The organism is Halobacillus sp. K22, from assembly GCF_052246795.1.
Taxonomy (GTDB): Bacteria; Bacillota; Bacilli; order Bacillales; family Halobacillaceae; genus Halobacillus.
The window spans coordinates 1-6,322 of record NZ_JBQQCN010000051.1 but is presented as its reverse complement, the minus strand read 5'-3'; the positions used below and the strand labels follow the sequence as shown (position 1 = coordinate 6,322).

The following is a 6,322-nucleotide window of genomic DNA, read 5'->3' as shown; positions in this document are numbered from 1 at the left end:
ACCCCACAAGGAGTGGTAACGACTGAGGAGGCTTGCCAGTTCCCCCGCAGGAAAGCGAGTTGTTCCCGTAGTCAGCCACTCTCTTTATTAGCAACGGACCTGGAATATCTCGAAATCGAGTCTTCAACTAACCGGCCCTTTAGTTTAATAAGTTGCTGAGGTGAAATCACACACAGTTAAATAGAGCATTGATTAGATAAAACTGCTGATTTTAGATACTTCAATATCGGCTTCTTTCAAGGCTTTAGTAATATACTTTGCAAAATCTACCGCTGATTCTCCATCTCCGTGGATGCAGATAGTTTGTGGTTCGATGTCGATATCAACGTTCTGCAGACTGGTAACTTTATTTTCCTTAATCATACGGATGACCTGCTTCACGGCCTCTTGATGATCAGTAATTAAAGCATTCGGATCCCTTCTTGAGGTAAGGCTGCCGTCCTGTTGATACGTGCGGTCTGAAAAGACTTCACTTGCCGTTCGCAGTCCAGCATTGCGGCCGGCTTGGACGAGCTCGCTTCCAGCAAGTCCGAACAATATGAGCTCAGGATCCACATCATAGACGGCTTGAGCAACAGCGTCAGCCAGTGCTCTGTCTTGAGCGGCCATATTAAATAAAGCACCGTGAGGTTTAACATGCTGCAAATACTGTCCTTCTGCTTTAACGAATCCGTTCAGGGCTCCCACTTGATAGACCACAAGATCATAAGCTTCCTCAGGAGTAACATCCATTTTACGGCGCCCAAAGCCAGCTAAATCAGGAAAACCAGGATGGGCCCCGATCCCTGTGTTATTTTCCGCAGCAAGCCTGACAGTTTTCCTCATGATAGATGGATCTCCAGCGTGGAAACCACAGGCGATATTAGCGGACGTTACATACTTCAGAATCTCTTCATCCTTGCCTTTGGTATAAGTACCAAAACTCTCACCCATATCACAGTTAATATCTACAATAGGCATCAGTGTTCCTCCTAACGGTTTTTAAATTTAATTCCCTGTTCCAGTTGTTGAATTTGTTTTTCGCGTTCAAGTAATAGATACTGAGCTTGCTTATGGCTGATCTGTTCGAAACTTACTTGTTCACCGGGTTTTAACTGGGCGGCACGCGGGAGGTCAACAGTTGCTACTTGACCAATTTTAGGATACCCGCCTGTGGTTTGGCGGTCAGCAAGCAGGATAATGGGATTTCCTTCTGCTGGAACTTGTATGGTCCCAAATGTTACGGCCTCTGAAATCATATCTTTTTGGTTCTCAAGCTCTAATTTATCACCCTGAAGACGGTAGCCCATCCGATCAGATTGAGAGTCAATTTGAAAAGCTTTTTCAAAGAACAGAGATTGGCTTTCTTCGGTAAACAGGTGGAACTCCCGGCCTTCCATTACTTTAATCTTGCTCTCTCCATGAATGGGTGCGCTGAATTCAGTTGCTACGAACCAATCCATCGCCTGGTGTGATTCACTGCCTGCAATCTCTTTGAGTTCGTTAAAGGTCTGCTGGGAATCTTCTGATAGTTCCCCCCAACCGATGGTATCTCCCTTATCAATAGCACGGCCTTGATAACCTCCGATTTCAGCTCTCAAATAAGTAGAAGCACTTCCCATTACGGTTGTTACATCCAAGCCTCCTGCGATAGCTAGATAAGCTCTGAACCCTTTCTTAGGATTTCCGAATCTAAGTTCACTTCCTTTTTTTATATATACCGGACGCCAAAGCCCCACGGTCTCTCCATCAATCATAGGGGAAAGGTTTCCACCGCAGACAGCTATCAGCGCATCCTCCTGGAACTCAAGGACAGGACCTTTCAGCGTCATTTCAATGGTAGGAGCATGTTGTTCGTTTCCTACAAGCAAATTAGCAATTCGATGGGCCTCTGGATCCATGGCTCCACTAGTAATTACTCCGTATTTTTGGTATCCGTACCGGCCAAGATCCTGAATGGTGGACAGTAGACCGGATTTTAGAACTTTCAGCATTATTTCCCCTCCTTAATTGCGAGGTATTCTTTCTCTGAGATTGATGTAAATTTAATTTTATCCCCAGCTTGCAAAAGGGATGGGGGGTCTTCCTCAGGTTGAAACAATTGTAGGGGAGTTTGACCAATTAATTGCCAGCCTCCAGGCGTGGTAATCGGATAAACTCCTGTCTGACTTCCGGCAATTCCTACAGATCCTGCAGGGATTTCGAGTCTTGGATCATCTCTTCTAGGAGTGGAAATGGTTTCGTCCATTCCACCTATATAAGGAAACCCGGGAGCAAACCCTATCATGTAAACCAGGTAATCTCCGTTCAAATGTCTTTTTATGACTTCCTCTTCTTTTAGATTTGTATGTTCAGCCACATGGGGTAAATCTGGACCATACTCCCCTCCATAACACACAGGTATTTCAATTGTACGTGGTTCTGGTACCTTAGTACGCTTGTTCTGGGCGATCATCTTTCTTAGTTGTTCACACACCCAGTCGTATGGGAGAGCGTCTGTTTGTTTGGTTTGCTGATGGATAAAAAGAGGGCTGTAAAGGATGGTTACATTTGTAAAGGCTGGTATGTATTCGATCATCCATTCTGGCTGATGTTCTTCAAGTAAGTTTGATAGTGTCTGTACTTCTTCATGAACCGTGTGTGAAATTTCATTCCCTAAATCAATGACCACAGCCTGGTCTCCGAGTGGTTGAAATTGGTAGTCCATTGGTAAGCCTCCTTAGTTAACACATTTTCATAAACTATTTCATTTACCTAACCTATTAAACTATTCCCTTTGAATGGACAATTATTCTTCAAAATTATAGGAGATTAAAAGGTTTTTTTGTTTACGGAAAAGCGGTATGCGGTAAATACAATTATACCATTTGTTAAAAAGGAGGCCGTAACATGCCTTGGGACATGAATGATTATCCAAGTTCTTTGAAAAATTTAGACACACCAGTCAAAAAGAAGGCAATTGATATTGCTAATGCTATGCTCGATGAAGGATATGATGAGGGAAGAGCTATTCCCATTGCAACTGAACAGGCTAAGGAATGGTATGAGAATGCAACTGAAGATGAGATTAATGAAGCGAAGCAAATGGGCGATGAGGAGTTAGAAAGCAGAGACCCCGAGGATAAGCAATATGACAACCGCCCGGAACTTTTGGATAAAGGAGAACATGTGATACCTCATGAAGATGGATGGGCTGTTCAGGCAGAAGATGCGAAGAAACCATCGAATGTCTATGAGGATAAGGATGAAGCTGTTTCTCGTGCAAAAGAAATAGCTGAGAATAAAGGAACTCAAGTCATTATTCATAAGAAGGACGGAAGTATCCAGGAAAAAACCGAGTATTAAGTAGCGTTTAACGAAAGGGATTAAAGGATATATACCAATTAATACAAAAAATAGGAGGTATTGGAATGGCTGACAATAATAATCGTTCAGAACATGTAGTAGCTCATGAAGACGGTTGGGCTGTAAAGGCAGAAGGAGCAGACCAGCCAACCAAGGTTTTCGAAAATAAACAGGATGCGATTAACCGTGCAAAAGAAATAGCTCAAAATAAAGGTACGAGTGCCATCATCCATAAACAGGATGGTACGATCCAGAATCAACATTCATACTCTAAATAGTTATGAGAGAGTCATGCAAGAGCACCCTGAACTGGGTGCTCTTTTTATATGGAAATGTGATATGATAGGTAGACGATAATAGAGGGAGGATGAACCATGAACGGACAGAAGCGCAGTGATATTAAACCTGGTTTAGAGGTGGATATCGTATTAAAGAAAGACCAGCGAAGCGGGAATCTTACAAGAGGGGTCGTAAAGGATTTATTAACTAAATCACCATCCCATCCTCATGGTATTAAAGTACGTTTGGAAGACGGACAGGTAGGCCGTGTGAAAAACATCCACGCTTAATTATCATGTCTCAGTTAAACTTCAGAGTTTATTTTTATATGAATCGAAGAGACTGTAAGTCTGTCCTTTAATCAGATCTTGATAAAAATCAACGGATAGATATTAACAAAAAAACCGGTCCGCTTTAGAAGATTTGGCTTACTAAAGTGGACCGGTTTTTTGATTAGATTAAGATCTGGTTTCTTCCATATAGCTGCGGAAAGGCATTTCAATTGTGAAGAAGTTGCCATCTGCATCACTAGTAGCCTCAAGAACCGTATAAGAGGTCCCAAAAATTCGCTCCATAGCATAGTCACCATTATCGAAGGGCTCGCGATCAATGGATAACCCAGAGGATAGAATTTTGTGACGATCTTCTTCAGTAAGGTTGCTCGTTTCTTCAAGTTTAACCATAGGGCGAATGAGAGTGACGCCGCCAGGCTCCTCAATTTCATCATAATCAATCTCAACATTAACGAGATTGTTCGCCTCGCCCAATATTTCCGTTACAATGTCTTTGAACTCAGAGAAATCCATCAAAACTCGGACTTCTTCTGGTTCTATTCGATTTGTGTATTCAGCCATTTCCGTACCTCCTTCTCTTTCTATATGAGTTATATTACCATAGGACTTCTATCATAAACTTTTTTAAATTGGAAAAAGCGGATCAGACCGTCGTCTAACCCGCTTTTGTGTTACATCGGAAAAAATAAAGTTTTCTTAAACTTGTTTTTTAAAATATTACAAGCGTTGGTTGTTGAATCCCAACCTTTGCCGCGGTTGATTAGTTCTACATGGTAGTTTTATCAACTTAAACGACGCAATCCCTACCTCTATTGCATCCTTACAGCTCCGAAGCTGATCCAGTGTGATTAAGTCGTATCAAAACGTAGCAGAATGCCAGTCTCATACATATCACTCTTTCATTTTCCGAGTTGCCTTTTTCAAGGCACTAATTAAATATTATAGTATTTAAGGATACGTTTGTCAATCCGGTGCGTTTTGAGTGCAACTACCTATTCTTCATCTTGTAATTTAATAATGGTACGGCCTCGTGTTTCACCTTTAAGAATCTGTTGTAATTTTTCCTCGACCTCATCCAAAGAAATGACTACTTTCATACGGTTAAACACTTCTTTGGTTTTTAAATCATTTGCCATTCGATGCCATACTTTTTTCCGAGTTTCCATAGGGCAATATACAGAATCAATGCCAAGGAGACTAATACCCCGCAGGATAAATGGATAAACTTGTGTAGGTACATCAACACCCGCGGTTAAACCACTAACTGCAGCTGCTCCATTGTACTGGAGTTTACTTAAAATAGAAGCCAGAGGTTCACCACCGACAGGGTCGACGGCAGCAGCCCACTGCTGCTTCGCTAATGCTTTAATTTTGCCATTATACACATCTTCTCGGGAGAGTACTTTGTCAGCACCCAGGTCTTTTAAGTATTCGGTATGTTCTTCGCTGCCAGTACTCGCATGCACCGCGTATCCGCGTTTAGCAAGCATCGCTACGGCCATACTTCCTACTCCGCCGGTCGCGCCTGTAACAAGTACCGGGCCCTGGTCTGGAGTAAGACCATTCTGTTCCAGACGGTAGACAGATAGTGCAGCAGTAAATCCAGCTGTACCATAAATCATGGACTCTTCTAATGTCAGACCTTCAGGAAGCGGGACAATCCAATCAGCGGGGACGCTTGCATACTGACTGAACCCGCCATCATGCGATACTCCAATTTCATAACTGGTAGCAATGACTTGGTCGCCTTCTTTAAAACGATCATCTCTTGAGCGGACCACTTCTCCGGCCATGTCAATTCCGGGGATGATCGGATAGTCTTTCACAAGGGCATTATCTGGCTGAGAAACCATGCCATCTTTGAAATTTACACTGGAATAGTGAACTTTGATGAACACATCACTGGATGGAAGATCTTTAGCTGAAAGATCTTCCATCCTTCCTTTTACCGTCTCTCCGTCTTTATCAATTTTATAAGCCTGAAAAGTTGTCATTTTTACACCTCATTTAATCTTTTTTATCTTTATTGCGAAAATCTTCATTGTATTGCTCTTCTGTCAGAGAGTCATTTTTGGACTTTTCGCCTTTTTCCTGCTCTTGCTCTTCTTTTTTTATTTCTTCATTAGGCATACCATCAATTAATTTTTCTTTTTCTAGTTTTTCTTCAAAACTTTGGTCTCTTTCTTGCTTACGCTTATCTTGTTCAGCCATAAGGCCACCTCCATTAAATAGGCTACATCCGCCATATTCCTTTTTTAGCCATTTATTAAACTCATGGATCCCAGCTATAAAATACTTATTTTATCATTCATCGGCAGAAGACTCCCTCTTCAAGCGCCGTGTCGAAGACCGGTGGTAAGGGGGAGATGAATGCCGTCGCCGTAAGGCGAATGCCTTTGAATATTCTCCCTTCCGTGATATCCTAA

Annotated in this window: 9 protein-coding genes; 3 read left to right on the top strand and 6 right to left on the bottom strand. The window is 42.2% G+C overall.

Annotated elements, in window-relative coordinates; all coding sequences use genetic code 11:
• Positions 1–192: 192 nt before the first annotated feature.
• The 3 genes from ACTWPM_RS20550 to pxpB are packed head-to-tail and all read right to left on the bottom strand — an operon-like array spanning position 193 to position 2,686.
• Positions 193–960 carry a LamB/YcsF family protein gene (locus ACTWPM_RS20550; RefSeq protein ID WP_443134826.1) on the bottom strand — a complete coding sequence of 256 codons (768 nt, stop codon included), beginning with the start codon at positions 958–960 and terminating at the stop codon, positions 193–195.
• 11 nt (positions 961–971) lie between these two features.
• Complete coding sequence (locus ACTWPM_RS20545; protein ID WP_443134825.1) at positions 972–1,973, bottom strand: biotin-dependent carboxyltransferase family protein; 1,002 nt, start codon at positions 1,971–1,973, stop codon at positions 972–974.
• Positions 1,973–2,686 (bottom strand): 5-oxoprolinase subunit PxpB, encoded by a 714-nt coding sequence (pxpB, locus tag ACTWPM_RS20540; RefSeq protein ID WP_443134824.1) that lies wholly within the window; start codon positions 2,684–2,686, stop codon positions 1,973–1,975. Before pxpB ends, ACTWPM_RS20545 begins: the two co-directional genes overlap by 1 nt.
• 182 nt (positions 2,687–2,868) lie before the next feature.
• Here pxpB and ACTWPM_RS20535 point away from each other — a divergent pair, with 182 nt between their 5' ends.
• The 3 genes from ACTWPM_RS20535 to ACTWPM_RS20525 all read left to right on the top strand — a co-directional run bounded on the left by ACTWPM_RS20535 (position 2,869) and on the right by ACTWPM_RS20525 (position 3,893).
• Complete coding sequence (locus ACTWPM_RS20535; RefSeq protein WP_443134823.1) at positions 2,869–3,324, top strand: DUF2188 domain-containing protein; 456 nt, start codon at positions 2,869–2,871, stop codon at positions 3,322–3,324.
• 65 nt (positions 3,325–3,389) lie between these two features.
• A complete protein-coding gene (locus ACTWPM_RS20530) occupies positions 3,390–3,602 on the top strand; it encodes a DUF2188 domain-containing protein (RefSeq protein WP_443134822.1) in 213 nt (70 codons plus the stop codon).
• Between the two features lie 96 nt (positions 3,603–3,698).
• Positions 3,699–3,893, top strand: coding sequence for a YwbE family protein (locus ACTWPM_RS20525; protein ID WP_443134821.1), 195 nt, complete (start codon positions 3,699–3,701; stop codon positions 3,891–3,893).
• 168 nt (positions 3,894–4,061) lie between these two features.
• Here ACTWPM_RS20525 and ACTWPM_RS20520 read toward each other — a convergent pair whose 3' ends face one another.
• From ACTWPM_RS20520 to ACTWPM_RS20510, 3 genes are all read right to left on the bottom strand, one after another.
• Complete coding sequence (locus ACTWPM_RS20520; RefSeq protein ID WP_443134820.1) at positions 4,062–4,457, bottom strand: hypothetical protein; 396 nt, start codon at positions 4,455–4,457, stop codon at positions 4,062–4,064.
• A 431-nt stretch (positions 4,458–4,888) separates the two neighbouring features.
• On the bottom strand, positions 4,889–5,890 hold the full coding sequence (locus ACTWPM_RS20515; protein WP_443134819.1) for an acrylyl-CoA reductase family protein: 1,002 nt from the start codon (positions 5,888–5,890) through the stop codon (positions 4,889–4,891).
• 13 nt (positions 5,891–5,903) lie between these two features.
• Positions 5,904–6,107 (bottom strand): hypothetical protein, encoded by a 204-nt coding sequence (locus ACTWPM_RS20510; protein WP_443134818.1) that lies wholly within the window; start codon positions 6,105–6,107, stop codon positions 5,904–5,906.
• Positions 6,108–6,322 lie beyond the last annotated feature (215 nt).